Source organism: Streptomyces sp. NPDC052023, assembly GCF_044548465.1.
Lineage (GTDB): Bacteria > Actinomycetota > Actinomycetes > Streptomycetales > Streptomycetaceae > Streptomyces.
This window is the reverse complement of record NZ_JBIUBW010000009.1, coordinates 163,047-186,636: the sequence shown is the minus strand read 5'-3', so window position 1 is coordinate 186,636 and position 23,590 is coordinate 163,047. Positions and strand designations below refer to the sequence as shown.

22 protein-coding genes are annotated in these 23,590 nt (G+C 72.9%); 13 read left to right on the top strand and 9 right to left on the bottom strand.

Annotation, left to right across the window (positions count from 1 at the left end; all coding sequences use genetic code 11):
• On the bottom strand, positions 1–1,353 hold the full coding sequence (gene hmgA / locus ACIHCM_RS20280) for a homogentisate 1,2-dioxygenase (RefSeq protein WP_399897646.1): 1,353 nt from the start codon (positions 1,351–1,353) through the stop codon (positions 1–3).
• 165 nt (positions 1,354–1,518) lie between these two features.
• Here hmgA and ACIHCM_RS20275 point away from each other — a divergent pair, with 165 nt between their 5' ends.
• From ACIHCM_RS20275 to ACIHCM_RS20235, 9 genes are all read left to right on the top strand, one after another.
• A complete protein-coding gene (locus ACIHCM_RS20275) occupies positions 1,519–2,100 on the top strand; it encodes a hypothetical protein (protein WP_399897643.1) in 582 nt (193 codons plus the stop codon).
• Positions 2,097–2,714: a TetR family transcriptional regulator gene (locus ACIHCM_RS20270; protein ID WP_399897640.1), complete on the top strand. Its 618-nt coding sequence runs from the start codon at positions 2,097–2,099 to the stop codon at positions 2,712–2,714. The genes ACIHCM_RS20275 and ACIHCM_RS20270 overlap by 4 nt, the downstream gene beginning before the upstream one ends.
• Before the next feature lie 118 nt (positions 2,715–2,832).
• Complete coding sequence (locus ACIHCM_RS20265) at positions 2,833–5,085, top strand: molybdopterin oxidoreductase family protein (protein WP_399897638.1); 2,253 nt, start codon at positions 2,833–2,835, stop codon at positions 5,083–5,085.
• 133 nt (positions 5,086–5,218) lie between these two features.
• The gene (locus ACIHCM_RS20260; RefSeq protein WP_399897635.1) at positions 5,219–6,646 is read left to right on the top strand and encodes a CitMHS family transporter; all 1,428 of its coding nucleotides are present in this window, start codon (positions 5,219–5,221) and stop codon (positions 6,644–6,646) included.
• Between the two features lie 43 nt (positions 6,647–6,689).
• Positions 6,690–7,937 carry an MFS transporter gene (locus ACIHCM_RS20255; protein ID WP_399897632.1) on the top strand — a complete coding sequence of 416 codons (1,248 nt, stop codon included), beginning with the start codon at positions 6,690–6,692 and terminating at the stop codon, positions 7,935–7,937.
• Positions 7,938–8,585: 648 nt separating this feature from the next.
• Entirely contained in the window at positions 8,586–9,044 is a 459-nt protein-coding gene (locus ACIHCM_RS20250; RefSeq protein ID WP_399897629.1) for a DUF3574 domain-containing protein, read from the top strand.
• Positions 9,045–9,146: 102 nt separating this feature from the next.
• A complete protein-coding gene (locus ACIHCM_RS20245) occupies positions 9,147–10,535 on the top strand; it encodes an aldehyde dehydrogenase family protein (protein ID WP_399897626.1) in 1,389 nt (462 codons plus the stop codon).
• A gap of 14 nt (positions 10,536–10,549) precedes the next feature.
• Positions 10,550–11,635, top strand: coding sequence for a Zn-dependent alcohol dehydrogenase (locus ACIHCM_RS20240; RefSeq protein WP_399897623.1), 1,086 nt, complete (start codon positions 10,550–10,552; stop codon positions 11,633–11,635).
• Positions 11,636–11,799: 164 nt separating this feature from the next.
• Positions 11,800–13,119, top strand: a complete 1,320-nt coding sequence (locus ACIHCM_RS20235; protein WP_399897620.1) for an MFS transporter — start codon at positions 11,800–11,802, stop codon at positions 13,117–13,119.
• Here ACIHCM_RS20235 and ACIHCM_RS20230 read toward each other — a convergent pair.
• The 3 genes from ACIHCM_RS20230 to ACIHCM_RS20220 all read right to left on the bottom strand — a co-directional run bounded on the left by ACIHCM_RS20230 (position 13,111) and on the right by ACIHCM_RS20220 (position 15,641).
• Positions 13,111–14,049, bottom strand: a complete 939-nt coding sequence (locus tag ACIHCM_RS20230) for a DMT family transporter (protein WP_399897871.1) — start codon at positions 14,047–14,049, stop codon at positions 13,111–13,113. The two genes, ACIHCM_RS20235 and ACIHCM_RS20230, sit on opposite strands and share 9 nt — an antisense overlap.
• Before the next feature lie 67 nt (positions 14,050–14,116).
• A complete protein-coding gene (locus tag ACIHCM_RS20225; RefSeq protein ID WP_399897618.1) occupies positions 14,117–14,953 on the bottom strand; it encodes an ArsR/SmtB family transcription factor in 837 nt (278 codons plus the stop codon).
• Between the two features lie 46 nt (positions 14,954–14,999).
• Positions 15,000–15,641 (bottom strand): TetR/AcrR family transcriptional regulator, encoded by a 642-nt coding sequence (locus tag ACIHCM_RS20220; RefSeq protein WP_399897615.1) that lies wholly within the window; start codon positions 15,639–15,641, stop codon positions 15,000–15,002.
• An 89-nt stretch (positions 15,642–15,730) separates the two neighbouring features.
• On the opposite strand from ACIHCM_RS20220, the gene ACIHCM_RS20215 reads away from it, so the two are divergent.
• The 3 genes from ACIHCM_RS20215 to ACIHCM_RS20205 all read left to right on the top strand — a co-directional run bounded on the left by ACIHCM_RS20215 (position 15,731) and on the right by ACIHCM_RS20205 (position 17,962).
• Complete coding sequence (locus ACIHCM_RS20215; RefSeq protein WP_399897612.1) at positions 15,731–16,882, top strand: acyl-CoA dehydrogenase family protein; 1,152 nt, start codon at positions 15,731–15,733, stop codon at positions 16,880–16,882.
• Between the two features lie 59 nt (positions 16,883–16,941).
• Positions 16,942–17,229, top strand: coding sequence for a YiaA/YiaB family inner membrane protein (locus ACIHCM_RS20210; RefSeq protein WP_399897609.1), 288 nt, complete (start codon positions 16,942–16,944; stop codon positions 17,227–17,229).
• A gap of 94 nt (positions 17,230–17,323) precedes the next feature.
• Complete coding sequence (locus ACIHCM_RS20205) at positions 17,324–17,962, top strand: TetR/AcrR family transcriptional regulator (protein WP_399897606.1); 639 nt, start codon at positions 17,324–17,326, stop codon at positions 17,960–17,962.
• 37 nt (positions 17,963–17,999) lie between these two features.
• Here the strand turns inward: ACIHCM_RS20205 and ACIHCM_RS20200 are convergent, their stop codons facing one another.
• The gene (locus ACIHCM_RS20200; RefSeq protein ID WP_399897603.1) at positions 18,000–18,461 is read right to left on the bottom strand and encodes a MaoC family dehydratase; all 462 of its coding nucleotides are present in this window, start codon (positions 18,459–18,461) and stop codon (positions 18,000–18,002) included.
• A 143-nt stretch (positions 18,462–18,604) separates the two neighbouring features.
• On the opposite strand from ACIHCM_RS20200, the gene soxR reads away from it, so the two are divergent.
• Positions 18,605–19,120 (top strand): redox-sensitive transcriptional activator SoxR, encoded by a 516-nt coding sequence (gene soxR, locus ACIHCM_RS20195; protein ID WP_399897600.1) that lies wholly within the window; start codon positions 18,605–18,607, stop codon positions 19,118–19,120.
• 49 nt (positions 19,121–19,169) lie between these two features.
• Here soxR and ACIHCM_RS20190 read toward each other — a convergent pair whose 3' ends face one another.
• From ACIHCM_RS20190 to ACIHCM_RS20175, 4 genes are all read right to left on the bottom strand, one after another.
• Positions 19,170–20,237, bottom strand: a complete 1,068-nt coding sequence (locus ACIHCM_RS20190; RefSeq protein WP_399897597.1) for an RNA ligase (ATP) — start codon at positions 20,235–20,237, stop codon at positions 19,170–19,172.
• Positions 20,238–20,312: 75 nt separating this feature from the next.
• The gene (locus ACIHCM_RS20185) at positions 20,313–21,053 is read right to left on the bottom strand and encodes a 3-keto-5-aminohexanoate cleavage protein (RefSeq protein WP_399897594.1); all 741 of its coding nucleotides are present in this window, start codon (positions 21,051–21,053) and stop codon (positions 20,313–20,315) included.
• 189 nt (positions 21,054–21,242) lie between these two features.
• On the bottom strand, positions 21,243–21,845 hold the full coding sequence (locus tag ACIHCM_RS20180; protein ID WP_399897591.1) for a hypothetical protein: 603 nt from the start codon (positions 21,843–21,845) through the stop codon (positions 21,243–21,245).
• A 379-nt stretch (positions 21,846–22,224) separates the two neighbouring features.
• Positions 22,225–23,466 (bottom strand): exo-beta-N-acetylmuramidase NamZ domain-containing protein, encoded by a 1,242-nt coding sequence (locus tag ACIHCM_RS20175; protein ID WP_399897589.1) that lies wholly within the window; start codon positions 23,464–23,466, stop codon positions 22,225–22,227.
• Between the last annotated feature and the right edge of the window lie 124 nt (positions 23,467–23,590).

Genomic DNA, 23,590 nt, shown 5'->3' with positions numbered 1-23,590 from the left:
TCAGTGCAAGGGGCGGAAGTGCCGCTCCATGCCCTGCCACACGTCGTCGTAGCGCTGTTGCAGATGGTCCGCGTGCTCCGCCTGCGGCGTCAGGGTCATCGGCCAGCGCGTCTCGAACATGAACGCCAGCCCGTCGTCGACCTTCTGCGGCCGCAGCTCGGCCGCGCTCGCCCGGTCGAAGGTCTCCCGGTCCGGGCCGTGCGCCGACATCATGTTGTGCAGCGAGCCGCCGCCGGGCACGAAGCCCTCGGCCTTCGCGTCGTAGGCGCCCTCCACGAGCCCCATGTACTCGGACATGACGTTGCGGTGGAAGTAGGGGGGCCGGAACGTGTCCTCGCCGACCAGCCAGCGCGGCGCGAAGACCACGAAGTCGACGCCCGCGAGTCCTGGGGTGTCCGACGGGGAGGTGAGGACCGTGAAGATCGACGGGTCCGGGTGGTCGTAGGAGATGGTGCCGATCACGTTGAAGCGGCGCAGGTCGTAGACGTACGGCACATGGTTGCCGTGCCAGGCGACGACGTCGAGCGGTGAGTGGTCGTACGTCGCGGTCCAGAGGTTCCCGCAGTACTTGCTGACCACCTCCACCGGCCCCTCCACCTCCTCGTACGCGGCGGTCGGGGCCCGGAAGTCCCGGGGGCTGGCGAGGCCGTTGGCGCCGATCGGGCCGAGGTCGGGGAGGCGGAAGGGGGCGCCGTAGTTCTCGCAGACGTAGCCGCGCGCCGACTCGTCGAGCAGTTCCACCCGGAAGCGGACCCCGCGCGGGACGAGCGCGACATGGCCCGGCTCCACCGCCAGCAGCCCGAACTCCGTGCGCAACAGCAGCCCGCCGCGCTCCGGCACGATCAGCAGCTCGCCGTCCGCGTCGCTGAAGACCCGGTCCATGTCGGCGTCGGCGTGGTAGAGATGCACGGCCATACCGGTGCGCTGGGTGGCGTCGCCGTTGCCGCCCAGGGTCCACAGGCCGGCCAGGAAGTCGGTGCCGGGCGGCGGTTCGGGCAGCGGGTTCCAGCGCAGGCGGTTCGGGTCGGGCACGGTCTCGGTGAAGGGGGCCGTGCGCAGCGCGCCGTTGCCGGTGCGGGTGAACGCCGGGTGCGCGGCCGAGGGGCGGATGCGGTAGAGCCAGGAACGGCGGTTGTGGGCGCGGGGTTCGGTGAACGCCGTACCGCTGAGCTGCTCGGCGTACAGGCCGAGGGGTGCGCGCTGGGGTGAGTTCCGGCCCTCGGGCAGGGCGCCCGGGACGGCCTCGGAGCTGTGCTCGTTGCCGAATCCGGAGAGATAGGCCAGCCCTTCGGCGGTCTTGCGCGCTTCCCCGCGCTCGAACACGCTCACGCTGGAGATATCCCCGTCGCTCATGATCGCTGCTCCCTTGCACGCCGATTCCTATGGTCAACCGTAGGATTGCGGTTGCTCCGGCGCAAGGGGGATGTCCGGCCTCCTCTCGGCGGACCACGCGGGACGGCCGGGAACCGGACTCCAGGGGGATTCGCGGTGTCGTACCGGTGTTCTACGCTCGCCCGCATGTCGTGGACGCGCCGATCCCGTGCCGTGCTCGCGGTCTGCGCCCTGTCGGCGGCCGCGGGCTGTGGCACCGGCGATGCCGGGGAGCACAGGATCGATCAGCCGCCGCCCGCGGTGGGCCGGCTGCTCGACGACACCGACGAGGCGGGCCGCCCCTACCGCGAGGTGCGCGACGGGGAGGCGCCCGACGTCGGCATCGAGGTGCAGCCCGACGCCTCCGGCGCCGGGTGGGACGTACGGCTGCGCCTGCGCGACTTCGGCCTCTCGCCGGCCGGTACGGCACCCAGGGCGGTGCCCGGCCGGGGCGTCGCCCGCCTCTTCGTGGACGGCCGCCCCGTCGCCGAACTGCGCGACCCCGCGCACCGCCTGTCCGCCGGCCTGGTCCCGCGTGGCACGCACCAGGTGACCGCGCGGCTGTACGCCGACGACGGCACCGTATGGGCGGTGGACGGCGAGCCCGTCGAATGCACGGCCGACATCACCGCGTCGGGAAGCGAGCCGGCGCCCACGACGAGCGCACCGGGCGCGGATGTGCGTACCGGGGGCGGAGGTTCACCGGACCCCGGCGGAAAGGCATCATGAAGCCCGTGCCCCATCCGAACACGCTCCGTCGTGCGCCCGTCCAGCGGCGCAGCGCCGAACGCCTGACCCGCATCCTCGACGCCTGCGCCGACCTCCTCGACGAGGTCGGCTACGACGCCCTGAGCACCCGCGCGGTGGCCCAGCGCGCCGGTGTGCCCATCGGCTCGGTCTACCGCTTCTTCGGCAACAAACGGCAGATGGCCAGCGCGCTCGCCCAGCGCAACCTGGAGCGCTACGCCGAGCGCGTCACCGCGCGCATGAAGGGTGCCGAGCCTGGCGACTGGCGGGCCGCCATGGACGCCGTGCTCGACGAGTACCTCGTCATGAAGCGCACCGCGCCCGGCTTCTCCCTCGTCGACTTCGGCAACCAGATCCCGGTCGGCAGCCGCCAGGCCGAACCCAACCACCGCGTCGCCGACCGGCTCACCGACCTCCTCGGGGGTCATCTCTCCCGCGAACCCGACGCCGAGTTGCGCCGCGTCTTCCTGATCGCCGTGGAGACCGCGGACGCCCTGGTGCACCTGGCCTTCCGGGTCGATCCGGAGGGAGACGCGGACATCATCGCGGAGATGCGGGAGATGCTGCGGGCGTACCTGGGACGGGTGCTGGACTGAAGGGCCGTTCCGGCGGCGCACGTTTCTTCCCGGGCCCGGGGGCTCCCCTCCATGCATACCGGTCGGTATGCTCAACACGTCCGAGCGTCGCCGTCGCCGCCAGACCCCGGGAGGACCCGTGTCCCGCACCGCCCTGCGAATCTGCCCCCTCTGCGAGGCCACCTGCGGGCTGACGCTCACCATCGAGGGAACCCGCGTCACCGGAGCCCGCGGTGACCGCGACGACGTGTTCAGCCAGGGGTTCATATGCCCCAAGGGCGCCTCCTTCGGGGCCGTCGACGGCGACCCCGACCGGTTGCGGGGCCCGCTCGTGCGCAAGGACGGGGAGTTGCGGGAGGCCACCTGGCAGGAGGCGTTCGACGCCGTGGCCGCCGGTATCCGGCCGGTCGTCGAGCGGTACGGGGCGAACTCCGTCGGCGTCGTGCTCGGCAACCCCAACGTGCACACCGTGGCCGGCGCGCTCTACCCGCCGGTCCTGATCGGCGCGCTCGGCACCCGGAGCGTGTTCACCGCGTCCACGGTCGACCAGATGCCCAAGCACGTCTCCAGCGGGCTGCTCTTCGGCGACGCGAACGCCATCCCCGTCCCCGACCTCGACCACACCGGCCACCTGCTGCTCATCGGCGCCAACCCCCTGGAGTCCAACGGGAGTCTGTGCACCGCGCCCGACTTCCCCGGCAAGCTGAAGGCGCTCAAGGCGCGCGGCGGCACGCTCACCGTGATCGATCCGCGCCGCACCCGCACCGCGCGGCTCGCCGACCGGCACATCGCCATCCGGCCCGGCGCCGACGCCCTGCTGCTCGCGGCGATGGCGCAGGTCCTCTTCGAAGAGGGCCTGGTCGCGCTCGGCGACCTCGCGCCGCACGTCGACGGCCTCCCCGAACTCCGCGAGGCGATAGGGGACTTCACGCCGGAAGCCGTCGCCGGCGCCTGCGACGTCGAACCGGATGTGACGCGTGCCCTCGCCCGGGAACTGGCCGCCGCCCCCACCGCCGCCGTCTACGGACGCATCGGCAGCTGCACGGTCCCGCACGGCACCCTCGCCAGCTGGCTCGTCGACGTCCTCAACATCCTCACCGGCAATCTCGACCGGCCGGGCGGCGCGCTCTTCCCGCAGGCCGCCACCGACCGGACACCCCGCCCGGCCGGACCCGGCCGCGGCTTCGCGCTCGGGCGCTGGCGTTCCCGGGTGAGCAAGCACCCGGAGGCGAAGGGCGAGTTGCCGCTCTCCGCGCTCGCCGAGGAGATCGACACCGCCACCGGGGACGGCGAGCCGGTCCGCGCGCTGATCGCGGTCGCCGCCAATCCGGTGCTCTCCGCGCCCGACGGCGACCGGCTCGACAAGGCCCTCGACTCGCTGGACTTCATGGTGAGCGTCGACCCGTACCTCAACGAGACCTCGCGCCACGCCCACGTCGTGCTGCCGCCGCCCCCGCCGTCCCGGAGCGCCCACCACGACTTCGCCTTCAACACCCTCGCCGTGCGCAACCAGGTCCGCTACACCCGCCCCGCCGTCCCGCTGGAGCCCGGCAGGATGGCCGAGACCGAGATCCTCGCCCGGCTGGTCCTGGCCGCCTCCGGCATGCACGGCGCCGACCCGGCCGCCGTCGACGCCATGGTCGTCGACCAGACCCTCGGCAAGGCGGTGCAGGAGCCCCACTCACCGGTGCACGGCCAGGACCCGCGCGACCTCGCCGCCCTTCTGGCCGGCGACAACGGCCCCGAGCGGCGGCTCGACATGATGCTGCGCCTCGGCCCCTACGGCGACGGTTTCGGCACACGGCCGGACGGGCTGACGCTGGAGAAGCTGCTCGCGCATCCGCACGGCATCGACCTCGGGCCGCTGCGCCCCCGGCTGCCCCAGCCGCTGAAGACGGCGAGCGGCAAGGTCGAGCTGCTGCCGGCGCCCCTCGCCGGCGATCTGCCGCGGCTGCGGCAGGCGATGACGGAGCGCGCCGCCGGCCTCGTACTCGTCGGCCGCCGCCATCTGCGCTCCAACAACAGCTGGATGCACAACGTCCCCGCCCTGACCGGCGGCACCAACCGCTGCACCCTGCACATCCACCCCGAGGACGCCGAACGCCTCGGCGTGCGCGACGGGGCGCCGGTCCGGGTCAAGGGCGCCGGGGGAGAGGTGACGGCCCCGGCCGAGGTCACCGACGGCGTGCGGCCAGGAGTCGTCAGCCTGCCGCACGGCTGGGGCCACGACCGCCCCGGTACGCGCCTCACGCACGCCGCCACCGACCCCGGAGTCAACGTCAACCAGCTCCTCGACGGCAGCCTGCTCGACCCGCTCTCCGGCAACGCGGTCCTCAACGGCGTGCCCGTGGAGGTGGCGCCGGTGCCCGAAAAGCTCACCGCGCTGACCTGAGCAAAGCTGTGACCAGGAGTTTTGCGCTTATTGCTCGCACGTCAACATCTTGTTAACGCCGATTGACGGGACCTAACGTCGTCGCACCGCCGGCCCTGGTGGGAGTTCAAGGGCGAACGTTAGGTATCCACTCATGCTGACCATCCTCGGCTTCGCCATGATCGCGACCTTCCTGGTCCTGATCATGCTGAAGAAGATGTCGCCGATCGCGGCGCTCGTGCTCATCCCCGCGCTGTTCTGTGTGGTCGTGGGCAAGGGCGCGCACCTCGGCGACTACGTCATCGACGGAGTCTCCAGCCTCGCCCCCACCGCGGCGATGCTCATGTTCGCGATCGTCTACTTCGGGGTGATGATCGACGTCGGTCTGTTCGACCCGATCGTCCGCGGCATCCTGAAGTTCTGCAAGGCGGACCCGATGCGCATCGTCGTCGGCACGGCCCTGCTCGCCGCGATCGTCTCGCTGGACGGCGACGGCTCGACGACGTTCATGATCACTGTCTCGGCGATGTATCCGCTGTACAAGCGGCTGAAAATGAGCCTGGTCGTGATGACCGGCATCGCCGCGACCGCCAACGGCGTGATGAACACGCTGCCGTGGGGCGGCCCCACCGCCCGCGCCGCCACCGCCCTGAAGCTGGACGCCGGCGACATCTTCGTGCCGATGATCCCGGCTCTCGCCGTCGGCCTGGTCTTCGTCATCGCCATGGCGTACTTCCTCGGTCTGCGCGAGCGCCGGCGGCTCGGTGTGCTGACGCTGGACGAGGTGCTGGAGGAGGAGAGGGCCGAGGAGAAGGAGACGGTCCTCGTGGGCAACGGCCCCGGCGCCGCCACCGGCAAGGTGCGCCTCGACAAGGGCGGCGCCCCCACCGCCTCCGGCGGCTCCGGCACCGACGCCGAAGTCCCTGGCGAGGACGACGACTTCCGGGGTCTCGACCCCGACCGCCCCACCCTGCGCCCCAAGCTGCTCTGGTTCAACGCGCTGCTCACGGCCGGACTGCTCACCGCCATGATCATGGAGCTGCTGCCCATCCCGGTGCTGTTCCTGATCGGCGCCGCCCTCGCGCTCACCGTCAACTTCCCGCAGATCGCGGACCAGCGGGAGCGCCTCGCCGCGCACGCCGACAACGTCCTCAACGTCTCCGGCATGGTCTTCGCCGCCGCCGTCTTCACCGGCGTCCTCACGGGCACCGGCATGGTCGACAGCATGGCCACCTGGCTGGTCGACATCATCCCCGCCAGCATGGGCCCGCACATGGCCCTGGTCACCGGCGTGCTGAGCCTCCCGCTCACCTACTTCATGTCCAACGACGGTTTCTACTTCGGTGTCCTGCCGGTGCTCGCCGAGGCGGGCGCGGCGCACGGTGTGACGCCGGTGGAGATGGCCCGCGCCGCGCTGGTCGGCCAGCCGCTGCACATGTCCAGCCCGCTGGTGCCGGCCGTGTACGTGCTGGTCGGCATGGCGAAGGTGGACTTCGGCGACCACACGCGGTTCGTCGTGAAGTGGGCGGCCATGACGTGCCTGGTGATTCTCGGCGCCGGAGTCCTGTTCGGCATCATCTGACGCGTCCGCACCCGGCCGGCTTCACGCCAGGAGGTACACGACCATGGGGCCCGGTGGGAACCGCGGCTGGCTGCTCCGCCTCGTCATCGCCTTCAGCTTCGCGCAGGGCGCGGTGTCGATGGCCCGGCCCGCCGTCTCCTACCGGGCCCTCGCGCTGGGCGCGGACGAACGGGCGGTCGGGGTGATCGCGGGGGTGTACGCCCTGCTGCCGCTGTTCGTCGCCGTCCCGCTGGGCCGCCGTACCGACCACGGCCGCTGTGCCCCCCTGCTGCCCGCCGGTGTGGTTCTCATCTCCGGCGGCTGCGCGTTCAGCGGCCTCGCCGACTCCCTCGGGGCGATGGCGGTCTGGAGCGGCGTGATGGGCCTCGGGCACCTCAGTTTCGTCATCGGCGCCCAGTCGCTGGTCGCCCGCCGGTCCGCCCCGGACGAACAGGACCGCAACTTCGGCCACTTCACCATCGGCGCCTCACTCGGCCAGCTGGTCGGTCCCGTGGCGGCCGGTGCGCTGATCGGCGGCCACGACATGGCGGACAGCAGCGCAGTGGCCCTGCTCGTCGCGGGTGCGGGTGCCGCGGTGGCCTTCACCTCGCTGTGGCGCATAGAGGAGAGGCGTACGACGCCCGGGTCCGGGGCGGCGCGGGGTGACCGCGTCCCCGTGTGGGGCATCCTGCGCTCCCGTGGCGTGCCCGCCGGCATCCTCATCAGCCTCTCCGTACTGTCCGCCACCGACGTCCTCACCGCCTACCTGCCGGTGGTCGGCGAGCACCGGGGTATCGCGCCCTCGGTGATCGGCCTGCTGCTCAGCCTGCGCGCGGCGGCCACCATCGCCTGCCGCCTGGTGCTGACCCCGCTGCTGAAGCTGGGCCGCACCCCGCTGCTCACCCTGAGCTGTCTGGTGGCGGCCCTGCTGTGCGCCGGTATCGCGCTGCCGGTCCCGGTGTGGGCGCTGGCCCTGATCCTGGCCGCCCTCGGTTTCTGCCTCGGCGTCGGCCAGCCCCTGTCCATGACGACGGTCGTCCGGGCGGCCCCGCCCGGCGCCCGCTCCACCGCCCTCGCCCTCCGCCTGACCGGCAACCGCCTGGGTCAGGTCGTGGCCCCCGCGACGGCCGGTCTGATCGCCGGCCTGGCGGGGGTGGCGGCGCCCTTCGTGATGCTCGGCGGGCTGTTGCTGCTGTCGGCGGGGGTCGCGATGCGCTCGCCCCCCCGGTCACCGGGAGACGGACCCCCACCGGCCGGCCGCCGGCCCTCCTCCCGGCCGGCTGCACGGGGGCGGAAGAGCAGCGGCCCGTGACGGTCGCGCCGGACGGCGCCGCCGCGATGCCGCGCGGCAGGGGGGCGGCCGAGGCCGGTCTCGGCTGAGGGCAGGAGGAGGGGGCCCGGCAGGGCCCGTGCGGGTGCGTGACGGGGGCGTTTTCGCGTAGGCCCGCGGGGGCGGGTGATGGCGGCGTTCCCGGGCTGGCCCCGCCGGGGGTGGGTGATGCAGGCGTTCCTGCGCAGGCCCGTGTCGGCGGGTGATGGGGGCGTTTCCGCGCCGGCCCGTGTGGGTGGGTGATGACAGCGTCTCCGCACCGCCCACCGCGGGCCGGCGATGAAAGGGGTCCCCCCGCTGGCCCTGTGGGCGGGCGTTGGCCCCCCGCAGGCCCCGTGGGCGGGCGATGGCCCCCGCAGGCCCCCCGCGAGGCGCGACGGAGATCGGCCCCGCAGCGCCGCGCGGACGGGCGGCAGACGTCGCCCCGACCGAGCGCGGGAAAACCGCCCGGGCCCACCGGGACGGGAGCGGCACACCGCGCCCCGCAGGCGTGACGGCGTGCCCTTCGGCCACTGTCCGCGCCCCCGTTCAACCGCCGCGCGCCCCCGCGCTCCCGTACGGCCCACGGATTCGCCGTTCCGCGGCGCGGCCGCCGCATCCCGTGGTGCGGAGCCCGGTAAGGGATGGGGCATGACTCAGCGACTCACCCGCACCCGCGTCGCCTTGGCGGCCGCCGCAACCCTGCTCGCCGTCGGGGCGCCCACCGCGTACGCCACCCTCGGCGAGGGGACGCCCGCCGCCCCCACCCCGGTGCGCGGCGAACCGTACGCCGAGACCCGGCTGCTCTTCGGCACCGCACGCCCGGACGGCGGGCCGGCCGTCACCGACCGGCAGTTCATGGACTTCATCGACAAGGAGGTGACGCCGGACTTCCCGGACGGGCTGACCGTGCAGAGCGGGCGCGGGCAGTGGCGGGACGCGGGCGGCACGATCGGGAAGGAGCGGTCGTACGAGCTGATCCTGCTGTATCCGGTGGGCGAGACGGCGAGCCGGGACCGGAAGATCGAGGAGATCCGCCGGGACTACGAGAAGGCCTTCGGCCAGGAGGCGGTCGGGCGCGTGGACGATCAGGTGCGGGTCGACTTCTGAGCCGGTCGGCGGCGTTGCCGTAGCCTCTCGGCGGGCCCTGGCGCGGGAAAACTATCGCCGCTAGTTTGGGTCCCCACGACGCCGTAGTTCGGGAGGTAGGCCATGAAGGCCCGGGACGGGATGTACATCGACGGCGCCTGGCGCCCCGCCGCAGGCCAGGACCTGATCGAGGTCGTGAACCCGGCCGACGAGGAGATCATCGGCCGGGTCCCGGCGGGCACCGCCGAGGACGTGGACCGGGCCGTGCGCGCCGCCCGCGCCGCGCTGCCGGCCTGGTCCGCGACGCCCCCCGCCGAACGGGCCGCGCGGCTGGCCGCCCTGCGCGACGTGCTGGCGGCCCGCAAGGACGAGATCGCGGAGACGATCACCGCCGAGCTGGGTTCGCCGCCGCCGTTCTCCCAGGCGGTGCACATGGGCGCGCCGATCGCGGTGGCCGGTTCGTACGCGGAACTCGCCGCGACCCACGCCTTCGAGGAGAAGGTCGGCAACTCGACCGTCTACCAGGAGCCGATCGGCGTGGTCGGCGCGATCACGCCGTGGAACTACCCGCTGCACCAGATCGTCGCCAAGGTCGCCCCGGCCCTCGCCGCGGGCTGCACGGTCGTCCTGAAGCCCGCCGAGGACACCCCGCTGACCGCCCAGGCCTTCGCGGAGGCGGTCGACGAGGCGGGCGTCCCGGCCGGTGTGTTCAACCTCGTCACCGGCCTCGGCCCGGTCGCCGGGCAGGCGCTCGCCGAGCACCCGGGCGTCGACCTGGTCTCCTTCACCGGTTCCACGGCCGTCGGCAGGCGGATCGCCGCCACGGCGGGTGCCGCGGTGAAGAAGGTGGCTCTCGAACTGGGCGGCAAGTCCGCCAACGTCATCCTGCCGAGCGCCGACCTCGCCAAGGCGGTCAACGTCGGCGTGGCCAACGTGATGTCCAACTCGGGGCAGACCTGCAGCGCGTGGACCCGCATGCTCGTGCACTCCTCGCAGTACGCCGCCGCCGTCGAACTGGCCGTCGCCGCAGCTGCCAAGTACGGCGAGCGCATCGGGCCCCTCGTGAACGCCCGGCAGCGGGACCGCGTGCGCGGCTACATCGACAAGGGTGTGGCCGAGGGTGCCCGCCTGGTCGCGGGCGGCGTCGAGGCACCGCGCGAGCGTGGCTACTTCGTCAGCCCGACCGTCTTCGCGGACGTCACGCCGGAGATGACCATCGCGCAGGAGGAGATCTTCGGGCCGGTCCTGTCGATTCTCCGCTACGAGGACGAGGCGGACGCCCTGCGCATCGCCAACGGCACGGTCTACGGCCTCGCCGGCGCGGTCTGGGCGGGCGAGGAGGCGGAGGCGGTGGCCTTCGCCCGCCGGATGGAGACGGGTCAGGTCGACATCAACGGCGGCCGCTTCAACCCACTCGCCCCCTTCGGCGGCTACAAGCAGTCGGGCGTGGGCCGGGAGCTCGGTGTGCACGGCCTGGCCGAGTACCTCCAGACCAAGTCCCTCCAGTTCTAGAGGAGATCACTGTCATGGCCGTTCGTGCCGCCGTCCTTCCGGCTGTCGGTGCCCCGCTGGAGGTCACGGAGATCGACCTTCCCGAGCCCGGCCCCGGCCGCATCCGGGTCCGCCTCGCCGCGGCCGGGGTGTGCCACTCCGACCTGTCCCTGTCCAACGGCACCATGCGCGTCCCGGTCCCGGCCGTCCTCGGTCACGAGGGCGCGGGCACGGTCGTCGCCGTCGGCGAAGGGGTCACGCATCTCGCGCCGGGCGACGGCGTCGTCCTCAACTGGGCCCCGTCGTGCGGCGACTGCCCCGCGTGCGCGCGCGGCGAGGTGTGGCTCTGCGCCAACGCCCTCAACGGCTCCGCCGACGTCCACGCCCGCCGCACGTCCGACGGCGCCGAGTTGCACCCCGGGCTGAACGTGGCCGCGTTCGCGGAGGAGACGGTGGTGCCGACGTCCTGCGCGCTGCCCGCACCACGGGGCGTCCCCCTGACCGACGCGGCGCTGCTGGGCTGCGCGGTCCTCACGGGCTACGGCGCCGTGCACCACTCCGCCCAGGTCCGGCCGGGCGAGACGGTCGCGGTGTTCGGCGTCGGCGGGGTGGGCCTGGCGGCGATCCAGTCGGCGCGGATCGCGGGCGCCTCGCGGATCGTCGCGGTGGACGTCTCACCGGAGAAGGAGGAACTGGCCCGTGGTGCCGGTGCCACCGACTACGTCGTCGCCTCCGGCACCACCGCCCGGGAGATCCGCGCCCTGACCGGCAAGCAGGGCGTCGACGTGGCCGTGGAGTGCGTGGGGCGCGCGGTCACCATCCGCACGGCCTGGGAGTCCACCCGCCGCGGCGGCCGCACCACGGTGGTCGGCATCGGAGGCAAGGACCAGCAGGTCACGTTCAACGCCCTGGAGATCTTCCACTGGGGCCGCACCCTGTCCGGCTGTGTCTACGGCAACTCGGACCCGGAGCGGGACCTGCCGGTCCTGGCCGAGCACGTCCGCGCGGGCCGGCTGGACCTGTCGGCGCTGGTGACCGAACGGATCGCCCTGGACGGCATCCCGGCGGCGTTCGAGAACATGCTGGCGGGCAAGGGCGGCCGGGCGCTGGTGGTCTTCTGACCCCGGCCGTCGGCGAGTTCTGACCTCAAGGGACCCGGGCGCTGTCCGTGTCCCCCTTGCTCTCCAGGTCCCCTCGGTAACTTCACGCACGACCGTTGACCCCATACCGTCCGGTCAGTATGTTCCCCGGAACGTCCCCACCGCACCCATCGGAGTGTGCACCCATGGACACCCCACCTTCCGCCCAGCCGCTCACCACCGCCCCGGTCACCCCCGACCGCCGCCGGGTCGCCACCGCCGCCGCCCTCGCCTCCGCCGTCGAGTGGTACGACTACTTCGTCTTCGGCATCGCCGCCGCCCTGATCCTCGGCGACCTGTACTTCCCCGCGGGCAGCTCCACCGCCGGCGTCCTCGCCGCCTTCGCCACCTTCGCCGTCGGCTTCCTCGCCCGCCCCCTCGGCGGCATCGTCGCCGGTCACCTCGGTGACAAGCGCGGCCGCAAGCCGATGCTGGTCCTCGCGCTCACGCTGATGGGCGTCGCCACCACCGGCATCGGCCTGCTGCCGACGTACGAGACGATCGGCGTCGCCGCCCCCGTCCTGCTCGTCCTGCTGCGCGTGGCGCAGGGCGTCGCCGTCGGCGCCCAGTGGGGCGGCGCGATGCTGCTGGCCACCGAGTACGCCCCCGAGGGCAAGCGAGGCGTCTACGGCAGCGTCGTCCAACTCGGCGTCCCCATCGGCGTGGTGACCGCCAACACGGTCTTCCTGCTGGCCGGCGCGCTCACCTCGGAGCCGGCCTTCGAGGCCTGGGGCTGGCGGCTGCCCTTCCTGGTCGGCGTCCTCGTGCTCGCACTCGCCTGGTACATCCACACCCGCGTCGAGGAGACCCCCGAGTTCCGGGACGCGGAGAAGGCACTGGCCGAGCGGGAGAAGTCGGAGCAGAACAGCCCGCTGCGCACCGTCGTGCGCCACCACCTCGGCACGGTGCTGCTCGCCGGCGGCTCCTTCGCCGTGAACACCGCGACGTTCTACATCCTCATCACCGGCGTCCTCGACTACACCACCCGTGAACTCGACATGAACCGCGGCGCGGTCCTCACCGTCTCCCTCTGCGTCAGCCTCACCCAGCTGGTCCTGATCCCCGCCTCCGCCGCGCTCTCCGACCGGGTCGGCCGGATCAGGATCTACGCGTTCGGCGCGGCGGGCATCGCGCTGTGGGCCGTCCCGCTGTTCCTGCTGATCGACACCGGTTCGCTGCTGTGGCTCGCGGTGGGCACCTTCGTCGCCAGCTGCTTCCTCAGCATCATGTACGGCCCCCAGGCCGCCCTGTTCGCGGAGCTGTTCACGCCCGAGATGCGCTATACCGGCGCCTCCCTCGGCTACCAGATCGCGGCCGTGGCCGGTGGCGGGCTCGCCCCGTTCGTCATGGTGCTGCTGCTGGAGGCGACCGGCACGTCCATGGCGGTGTCTGCCTACATCATCGGCCTCGCCGTGATCGCGCTGCTGTCCATCAAGGTCCTGGCGGACCGGGCACGTTCACGCTGACTTGGAGGCCTCCCGTTCGGTCCGCGACACCGGCCCCGTCCCCGGTGCCGCGGACCGCGGCCGGGACCGCGACACCGCCACGCCGGCCAGGCACAGGGCGCCGCCCGCCATCGTGAGCAGCCCGGGCACCTCGCCCAGCGCCAGCCAGGACATCAGCACGACCAGGGCGGGGACGGCGTACGTCGTCGCGCCCATCCGGCTCGCGGTCGTACGGGACAGGGCGTAGGCCCAGGTGGTGAAGGCCAGCGCGGTCGGGAAGACGCCCAGGTACACCATGTTGAGGGTGGCCGTCGGCGGCGCGGCGGCAGCCTCCGTCACCAGCTGCCAGGAGAACGGCAGACAGCACATCGCCCCGACCAGGCAACCGAACGTCGTCACCTGCGACACGCTCGCCCGGCCCAGAGCCGGCTTCTGCGCCACCACGCCGCCCGCGTAGGCGATCGCGGCCAGCAGGCACAGCGCCACCCCGAGCACCGACGAGCCGCCCTCGCCCGACATCGACAGGCCCACGGTCACCGCGCCGGCGAACGACACCGCCATCCCGGCCAGCAGCCGCGGCGGCATCGGATCGCCGAGCAGCCGGGCGCCGAGCAGGGCGATGAGGATCGGGCCGACGTTCACGACCAGGGCCGCCGTACCGGCGTCGACCTGCTGTTCGCCCCAGTTGAGGGCGACCATGTAGAAGCCGAACCACAGCACGCCCGATATCGCGATGCCGCGCCAGGCCTCCCGCGGCGGCCACCCCTCTCCTCGTACGAGAAGCACCACCCCCAGCACGAGGGCTCCCGAGAGCAGCCGCCCGAGCGCCAGCGCGCCCGGCGAGTACGCGGCTCCCGCGCTGCGGATCGAGACGAAGGCCGAGGCCCACAGCACCACCGTGACGGTGGCGGCGCCTGCGGCCAGCAGCTGGGTACGGGGGGCGAGGTTCATCATGTTCCCGAGGTGAGGAGGGGCAGGGGTACGGGGGCTCGCGGATTTCGGACGGGGTGCCCGGCGCTCAGCGCAGCGCGGCCACCTCGATGCCGAGCAGGGCCGACAGCGCCCGCTCACCGGCCGGGGTCACCTTCACCGCCCGTTCCGAGCCGATGCGCACGCACCAGCCCGTGTCGAGGGCGTGCCGGCACAGGGCGGCGCCCGCGACGCCCGCCAGGTGCGGGCGGCGCTCGGTCCAGTCCAGGCAGGCACGGGCCAGCGGCCGGCGGCCGCCGTGGTCCAGGACGATGCCCGCGTCGCCGAACCAGCGCAGGCCCGCCTCCGTGAGCGCGAAGCCACCGCCCCGCTCGTCGCCCGACCGCCTCCGGGCCTCGCCGGCCGGTTCCAGGGGCCCGCCGGTGCCCGGCCGCCCGGGGACCGGGGCGGGCGAACTCCCCGCGCCGGCGCTCTCCTTGTACCCGCTCGCCGCCCGCAGCAGTCCGCGCGCGGTGAGCGCGTCGGTGACCGTGATGCCGAGCCGCCCGGCGAGATGGTCGTAGCACGTGCGGCCCCGGGCCATGGCCGACCCGGCGCTCGCCTCGCGCAGCCCGCCCGTGCGGCGGACCACGGCACCGGGCGCGACCTGCGCGGCCAGATCCTCGACGAGCTGCGCGATCCGCGCGTCGGCCAGCCGTACGTACCGGTGCCGCCCCTGCCTTTCCTCGGCCAGCACTCCGCCCGCGACGAGCTTGCCGAGGTGCTCGCTCGCCGTCGACGCGGCCACCCCGCAGTGCCGTGCCAGCTCACCTGCGGTCCACGCCCGCCCGTCGAGCAGCGCCAGCAGACAGGCGGCGCGGGTCTCGTCGGCGATCAGCCCGGCGAGCCGCGCGAGCGCCGGCGCCCGGGGGTCCTTGGAGGTCATGCGTCCAGCATGGGACACACATCTTTCGGTGCCCACCGAAATATGCCTAGGCGAGCCGCGCGACCTGCTCGTACTGCTGTGCAAGCCCGTCCAGCAGCGCGCCGAGCCCCGTCTCGAAGGCCCGCTCGTCGATCTTCTCCTGCTGCTCGGCGAGGAGGTGCGCCTGCCCGAGGTGCGGGTAGTCGGCCGGGTCGTACGCGCTCTCGTCGGTCACGAAGCCCGCGGCGAACGAGCCGAGCGCGGAGCCCATGATGAAGTACCGCATCAGCGCACCGATGGACGTGGCCTGCGCCGGTGGCCAGCCCGCCTCGACCATCGCACCGTAGACGGCGTCGGCGAGCCGCAGCGCGGCCGGGCGCCGGCCGGGGCCGCGGGCCAGCACCGGCACGATGTTCGGGTGGTCGCGCAGGGCGGCACGGTAGGAGACCGCCCAGTCGTGCAGCGCGGTCCGCCAGTCCCGTCCGTCCTCGAACATCGACAGGTCGACCTGCGCGCTCACCGAGTCGGCGACCGCCTCCAGGATCTCGTCCTTGGTGCGGAAGTGGTTGTACAGCGAGGGCCCGCTGACCCCCAGCTCCGCCGCGAGCCGCCGGGTGGAGACGGCCGCGAGGCCCTCCGTGTCCACCAGCGCCCGCGCCGCGTCCACGATCCGGTCGGTGCTGAGCAGGGGCTTGCGCGGTCGGGCCATGGCGCACATAGTAGGGCTGAGCAAGAAACTAGCACTGCTAATTTAATGGGCGGCCTTCAAGGTGTGCCTTTCCTGTGGGGTGACGTGTCATGAACCTGGAGCTCAGCGAGGAGCAGACCGCCGTACGGCAGCTCGCCCGGGACTTCGTGGAGCGCGAGATCTCCCCCCATGTCACCGCCTGGGACCGCGCCGAGGAGGTCGACCGGGGGATCGTCAAGAAGCTCGGCGAGGTCGGCTTCCTCGGCCTGACCGTCGACGAGGAGTACGGCGGCGGCGGAGGTGACCACCTGGCGTACTGCCTGGTCACCGAGGAACTCGGCCGCGGCGACTCCTCCGTGCGCGGCATCGTCTCCGTCTCCCTCGGGCTGGTCGCCAAGACCGTCGCCGCCTGGGGCGACGAGGAGCAGAAGCGCCGCTGGCTGCCGGGCCTGACCTCCGGCGAGTACGTCGGCTGCTTCGGCCTCACCGAGCCGGGCACCGGCTCCGACGCCGGCAACCTGACCACCCGCGCGGTCCGCGACGGCGGGGACTACGTCATCAACGGCACCAAGATGTTCATCACCAACGGCACCTGGGCCGACGTCGTCCTGCTCTTCGCCCGGTCCACCGGTGCGCCCGGCCACAAGGGCGTCTCCGCGTTCCTCGTGCCGGCGGACACGCCGGGGCTGACCCGCCGCACCATCCACGGCAAACTCGGCCTGCGCGGGCAGGCCACCGCCGAACTCGTCTTCCAGGACGTCCGTGTGCCCGCCGCCGCCATGCTGGGCGAGGAGGGCAAGGGCTTCTCGGTCGCCATGTCGGCCCTCGCCAAGGGCCGGATGTCGGTGGCGGCCGGATGCGTCGGCATCGCCCAGGCGGCGCTCGACGCGGCGGTCCGTCACGCGGGCGAGCGTGAGCAGTTCGGCAAGTCCATCGCCCACCACCAGCTCGTCCAGGAGCTGATCAGTGACATCGCCGTGGACGTCGACGCGGCCCGGCTGCTGACCTGGCGGGTCGCCGATCTGATCGACCGGGGGCTGCCGTTCGCCACCGAGGCCTCCAAGGCCAAGCTCTTCGCCTCGGAGGCGGCCGTGCGCGCGGCCGGCAACGCCCTCCAGGTGTACGGCGGCTACGGCTACGTCGACGAGTACCCGGCGGGCAAACTGCTGCGCGACGCCCGTGTGATGACCCTCTACGAAGGCACGAGCCAGATCCAGAAGCTGCTCATCGGGCGGGCGCTCACGGGGGTTTCGGCGTTCTGAGTACCTTCTGAGTACGTCGGCGGATGTGGCCGGCGCCACTTTCGCCGACCCTGTTCCCCATGAGTGACACACCGGTCAAGCAGCAGAGCACGGCCGCCTTCTACGGACAGGCCGTGGCGTCGTTCGCGGTCGCCCTCGCCGCCACCGCCGTCGGCATCTTCCAGTTGGAGGCCGACCCGTGGGTGCGGGCCTTCCTCGCCGTCGCCGTCCTCTACCTCGTCACGTCCGCCTTCACCCTCGCCAAGGTCATCCGGGACCGGCAGGAGGCCGGGCAGATCGTGAGCCGGGTGGACCAGGCCAGGCTGGACAGGCTGCTCGCCGAGCACGACCCCTTCGAGAAGCTCTGAAGCCGCTCCCCGCATCGGGACCGGCCTCGCTAAGCGCCCGCTCAGCTTCGGCGGTATGGTGGAGCCTCTGGTCGGCGAGAGGGGCGAACGAGCGATGACTACGGCGGAGGAGACGGCCGGCGGCGAGGCGCAGCCGTGGGCCGAGGTCACCCCTGAGGCGGCCCGGCGACTGCTGGTCGCCGCCGTGGAGGCCTTCGCCGAGCGCGGCTACCACGCCACGACGACCCGTGACATCGCGGGCCGCGCCGGGATGAGCCCGGCCGCGCTCTACATCCACTACAAGACCAAGGAAGAACTGCTGCACCGCATCAGCAGGATCGGCCACGAGCGGGCCCTCGACATCCTGCGGACCGCGGCCCGGCGCGAGGGCAGCGCGGCCGAGCGGCTCGCCGACGCCGTGAGCTCCTTCGTCCGCTGGCACGCCGGGGGCCGCACCACCGCGCGTGTGGTGCAGTACGAGCTGGACTCGCTCGGCGCCGAGGCCCGCGCGGAGATCGTCGCGCTGCGGCGGCAGTGCGACGCCGAGGTGCGCGGCGTCATCGAGGACGGTGTCGCGGCGGGCGAGTTCGAGGTGCTCGACGTGCAGGGCACGACGCTCGCGGTGCTCTCGCTCTGCATCGACGTGGCCCGCTGGTTCAGCACCGCGGGGCCCTGGACGCCCGACGAGGTCGGCGCGCTCTACGCCGACCTCGTGCTGCGGATGGTGGGAGTGCGCAAGGAACCGGCCGCGTAGCGCCCGCGGGGTGCCGCTGCCCGGCGGCGGCCGTGGCTCAGAGGTAGTACCGCGACACCGACTCGGCCACGCACACCGGCTTGTCCCCGCCCTCGCGCTCCACCGTGAAGGCGACGCTCACCTGGATGCCGCCGGTGACGTCCTCGACGCCGGTGATCCTCGCGGTGGCGCGCAGCCGGGAGCCGACCGGCACGGGGGCGGGGAAACGGACCTTGTTGGTGCCGTAGTTGACGCCCATCTTCACGCCCTCGACGCCGATCAGCTGCGGGCCGAAGAGGGGCAGCAGGGAGAGCGTGAGATAGCCGTGGGCGATCGTCGTGCCGAAGGGGCCGGAGGCGGCCTTCCCGGGGTCGACGTGGATCCACTGGTGGTCGCCGGTGGCCTCGGCGAACAGGTCGATCCGCTTCTGGTCGACCTCCAGCCAGTCGGTGTACCCCAGCTGCTCGCCCACCGCCGCCTTCAGCTCGTCGGCTGACGTGAAGATCCTCGGCTCTGCCATGTCCCGGCCTCTCGCGTAGCGACGTCGCGTGCTGCATCACGCCTGACGCACGACTGCAATGTCTAAGCAACTGCTTAGCATGGTGGCGCGGCGGGCCGCTGTCAACGGACCCCGGCCGTCCCCGGGTGGGTAGGCTTCGAGAGGTGCCCCAGATTCCGGAGAAGATCCACGAGCTCACGGTCGGCCAGCTCGCCGCGCGCAGCGGCGCCGCCGTCTCGGCCCTGCACTTCTACGAGGCCAAGGGACTGATCAGCAGCCGCCGCACCGCGGGCAACCAGCGCCGCTACACCCGCGACACGCTGCGCCGCGTCGCCTTCGTCCGCGCCGCCCAGCGCGTCGGCATCCCGCTGGCCACGATTCGCGCGGCGCTCGCCGAGCTGCCCGACGAGCGCACGCCCACCCGGGACGACTGGGCCCGCCTGTCCGAGGCGTGGCGCGCGGAGCTGGACCAGCGGATCACGCAGCTCAACCGGCTGCGCGACCACCTCACGGACTGCATCGGCTGCGGCTGCCTCTCCCTGGCCACCTGCGTCCTGTCCAACCCCGACGACATCTCCGGCGAGCACCTCTCCGGCTCACGCCTGCTGGTGGAACGCCCGGACCCCGCGCACCGGCGCACCCCCCGGGCGCGGGAACACCGGCCCGGAGGGTGCGGCTAGATGTCGGCTAGATGTGCTGGGCGGACAGCGCACTCGGGACGCCCGGCGGTCACTCGTACTCGGTGCCGCCCTTGCGCGTCAGATACGCCGGGCTCACGGCCTTCGCGATCGCCCGGCCGCCCGTCACCGGACTGTAGCGCTCCGCGGCCGGGCGGATGACCACGCCCTCACGCAGGTGCAGTCGGCGCCCGGACACCGTCTCGCGACCCGACGCGAGCTCCAGAACCCGTGCCACGTCGTACGGGCCGGAGAACAGCCGGGGCACCAACGGCAGCTCGTCACCCAGCAGTTGCTCCGCGTCCAGCCAGCGCACCTGACCGTCGATCTCCGCGGACACGTCGAAGGCGGCGTAGCCCAGGGTGTCGCGCCGGCCGTCCGCGCCGTAGGACAGGTCCTGCACTCCCGCGCCGTAGACCTCACCGAAGATCCCGACCCGCCGCGCGCCCAGCCGGCCCGCCAGACGTGCCGCGGCCTCGGCGACGCCGTGTCCGCGTACCGCGCGCCAGTACAGATTGCGTGGGTCCTCCTTCAGCGCCAGCGACTTCGACCCGAAACCCTTGGAGGAGACGAACACCCGGTCCTCACCGGCGACATACGTCACCAGACATGCCGAACCGTGCAGCTTCTCGGTCAGCACCACGGGCTCGCCGGGCGTGAAGATGTCCGGGTGGCGCTGGACGTTCTCGATGTCGACCCAGGGCAGCAGGTCGGGCGCGGACTCGACGTCGCCGCTCATGGTGGGCGGTATCGGCGGCACCCACTTGGTGATGCCGAGGCGCTGCGCGAAGTCCGTCCCTTCGGCCGCCGCGGCCACCAGGTCGACGTCCGCCAGCGCCTTCGGCCGGCACACGATGCCCTGCGACAGCTCACCCCGCAGCCGCAGCGCCTTGACGCGGTCCGCCTTGCCGCCCGCCAGCCGTCCGGTCAGGCCCAGTTCCTCGATCAGCCCGGCCGGCAGCACGGCCTGCTCGGGGATGTAGAGCGCGGCATCACCGGTGCGGTAGGCGCCCTTGGCGACGACGGCCCGGTACAGGCCCACCTGGGCCAGCTCGAGCGCATCGGCGTTCGGATGCTCGTGGACGGTCAGCACTTCGGCGGTGACGCGCAGCGTCGACACGGGTGGCTCCTCGGTTCCTCAGCGGTGTCTGATCGCCCTCAACTCTCGGGGTCCGAAACCGCTGGTGCGACCGGTTTACCGGCTGGTACCGTCCCGCTCCCCGACATACGCCCGCACCGCCTCCGCCACCAACCGCGCGTTGGATGGGGCGGGTTGCCCGTCCGGCAGGACCAGCGTGTCCTCCAGGCCGACGCGGGTCGCCAGCCCCAGCCGCCCCGCCAGCCTCAGCACGGGCCAGGCGCTCCCGTCCGTGCCGTGCAGCAGCACGGGGCGGCCGTGCGCGGCGCCGAGCCCGGCCAGCAGGTCCCGTGCGCCGTCCACGGCCGTCTCCGGCGACGGGTCCGTCACCTCGGCGAGCACCCGCAGCACCTTCGGGCCGAGCGGCGAGCGCGCGAACCGTGCCGCCCCGTCCGTCCCGGACCAGATGCCGGCCTCGACGCCCACGCCCGCCCCGATCAGCGCGGCGGCCAGTTCCTCGGCGCCCGGTTCATGCCAGTTGACGGAGGCGTGGTCGGGCAGCACGGTCCAGCCGCGCACCCGTTCCAGCCGCGCCGCCGGATCGGGCTCGGCCCAGGCGCCGGTGGTCACCCCGACCGGCACGCGTACCCGCCGGCGGATCGCCTCCAGCGTCGCCGCCACCACGCGCGGGGACACGGAGTCGTGCCCGCACGGCGTCTTGGGATGGACGTGGACGTCGACCGCCCCGGCCGCGACCGCCCGCGACGCGTCCTCGGCCATCGCCTCCGGCGTCAACGGCACCCTGGCGCCGTCGGCGGCCTCCCGCGTCCCGTTGAGACAGACCTGCACGCTCACCATGCTCCGATGGTGGCAGCCACCACCACCGGCGGCCGCCCCGTGTCCCGTATGCCGCGCGCGTGCGCGGCGGGTCATCCGTCGATCAGGGAGTGCGGCATCCCCTTCGCACCCCCGGCCGGCCCACGGCGGACGGAACATGGCCGCCGCGCGTTCCCCCGTTCCCCCCGTTGCCGTGGCACTCGCGGCGTCTCAGGCGGACATCAGCAGTCGTTCGCGCCTGGCGTACGCCAGGGCCTCGGGCGTGAGCACGGGGCGCGGGACGAGAATTCCGCAGTCCGTGCAGACCGGGCCCGACGAGGGCTCGTGATCCAGGTCGTACTTCCATCGCAGGCGTTCCCCGTCACACACCGGGCACGCCGATCCGGGTTCGCGCTCCAGCGCGGCGATCAGCCGCCGCAGCACCTCGGCCAGCGGCTCGCCCGGGTGCACCTCGGGGTCGTCGCACCAGGCGACCCCGAAACCGCCCCAGGTCAGCCGGTGCCAGTCGTCCACCGTGCCCGGCCGGCGCAGCCCGTCGTGCTTCTCCTTCTTGCGTCGCTCGGCGAACTCGACCTCGTAGGCCAGCCACACCGCCCGGGCCGCCTCCAGCTCCTCCAACGCGGCCACGAGCCGCGCAGGGTCGGGAGAACGGTCCTCCGGGCCGAAGCCGGCCCGGGTGCACAAGTGGTCCCAGGTCGCCCTGTGCCCGTAGGGGGCGAACCGCTCAAGGCACTTGCGCAGCGAGTAGCGCCGTAGCGCGAGATCGCATCGGGGGTCGCGTACCTGTCTCGCCAGACTCCGGAAACCGGCCATCGCCCTGCACCTCCGTCACACCTGCACCTGTACTTCGGTCACTTCGGCGTCGTCGTACGGACGTCGACGAATAGACGTATCGACCGGCGATTCGGCTCCATCCGTCTTCCTCCACGTGACGACGGCCACTCCCGGACGGTCGTTGCGGCCCGCAAAGTGACGCATGCTCGTTCTCCCTGCCGGGGCACCTCGCGTGTCGCGCTGGACAGACTGAGAACTCCCCACAGATCCCACGGGTTCCTGAAGACGGCTTCCGTATGCGTCCTGATTGCCGGTCTTTTGTCCCCGCGTCCCCGCGGCGGCCCGTGCGGCGCGGCAGTGCAGGCTGCCGCGCCGCCTCGGTCTGCGCCGTCGCGAACGTCGTCACCCCGGGTGCCGCTCAGCGGTAGAGGAGGTGCTGCCGCCGCGTCTTGCGGAACGCCGCCAGCTCCTGCTCCCAGCCCGCGACCACGTCGCCGGTGTCCGCCCCGGCGTCGATCATCGTGCGGACGAGTGTGGAGCCGGTGAGTTTGTCGATCCAGTTGTCCGGGCGCCACGCGAAGCCGCTCCAGGTCTGCCTGGCGGTGATCAGCAGGGCGATCCCGGTGCGCACGGGGTCGAATGCCGCCCTGTCGTGCACGTGCAGCTGGACGCCACCGATGGTCCGGCCCTGGAACTTGGAGAAGGTGGGTGCGAAGTACGCCTCTCTGAAGTGCACCCCCGGCAGGCCGAGTTCGTTCGCCGCCGCCGCCCACCGGCGGTCGATCCCCTCCGCCCCGAGCAGTTCGAACGGGCGTGTGGTGCCGCGGCCCTCGGAGAGGTTCGTGCCCTCGAAGAGACAGGTGCCCGCGTAGACGAGCGCGGTGTCGGGCGTCGGCATGTTGGGGCTCGGCGGTACCCACGGCAGCCCCGAGGCGTCGTGGAAGTCCGACCGCCGCCACCCGGTCATGCGGACGACGTCCAGGGGCACCGGCGAGGCCAGGAACTCCTCGTTGAACAGCAGCGCCAGCTCCGCGACGGTCATGCCGTGGGACTGCGAGATCGGGTGCCGACCCACGAAGGTGGCGAACTCCTTGTGCAGCACCGGCCCTTCGGCCGACACCCCGGTGACGGGGTTCGGCCGGTCCAGCACGACGACGCGCTTGCCGGCGAGCCCCGCCGCCTCCATGCAGTCGTACAGCGTCCAGATGTAGGTGTAGAAGCGGGCGCCCACGTCCTGGATGTCGAAGACGATCGTGTCCACGCCGGAGGCCGTGAAGATGTCGGCCAGGGGCTGCCCGCTCTTCTGGTAGGTGTCGTAGACCGGCAGGCCGGTGGCCGGGTCGTCGTGGCGGCCTTCGGAGCCGCCGGCCTGGGCCGTGCCGCGGAAGCCGTGCTCCGGGCCGAAGACCGCGGTGAGGTTCACCCGGTCGTCGGCGTGCATCACGTCGACGATGTGGCGTACGTCCCGGGTGACGCCGGTCGGGTTGGTGACGACGCCGACGCGGTCGCCGTCGAGGAGTCCGTACCCTCCGGCGGCAAGGCACTCGAAGCCGGTACGCAGCCGGTGGCCGCCGCCCGCGGCCGCCGCGGCGGGGGCGGCCGCCGATGCCGCGACCGTTGCTGTGGTGGTGGCGAGCAGGCTGCGACGGGACAGCTTCATCCGGTGGCCTCCGTGGTCGCGGTGGGTGTCATGGCGGTGGGTGTCATGTTCACGCACGCTAGCGCCGCCCGGCCGTCCCGGGAACGAACCGGGCCGGACTTCGGCCGGGGCATCGCCCTTCCGC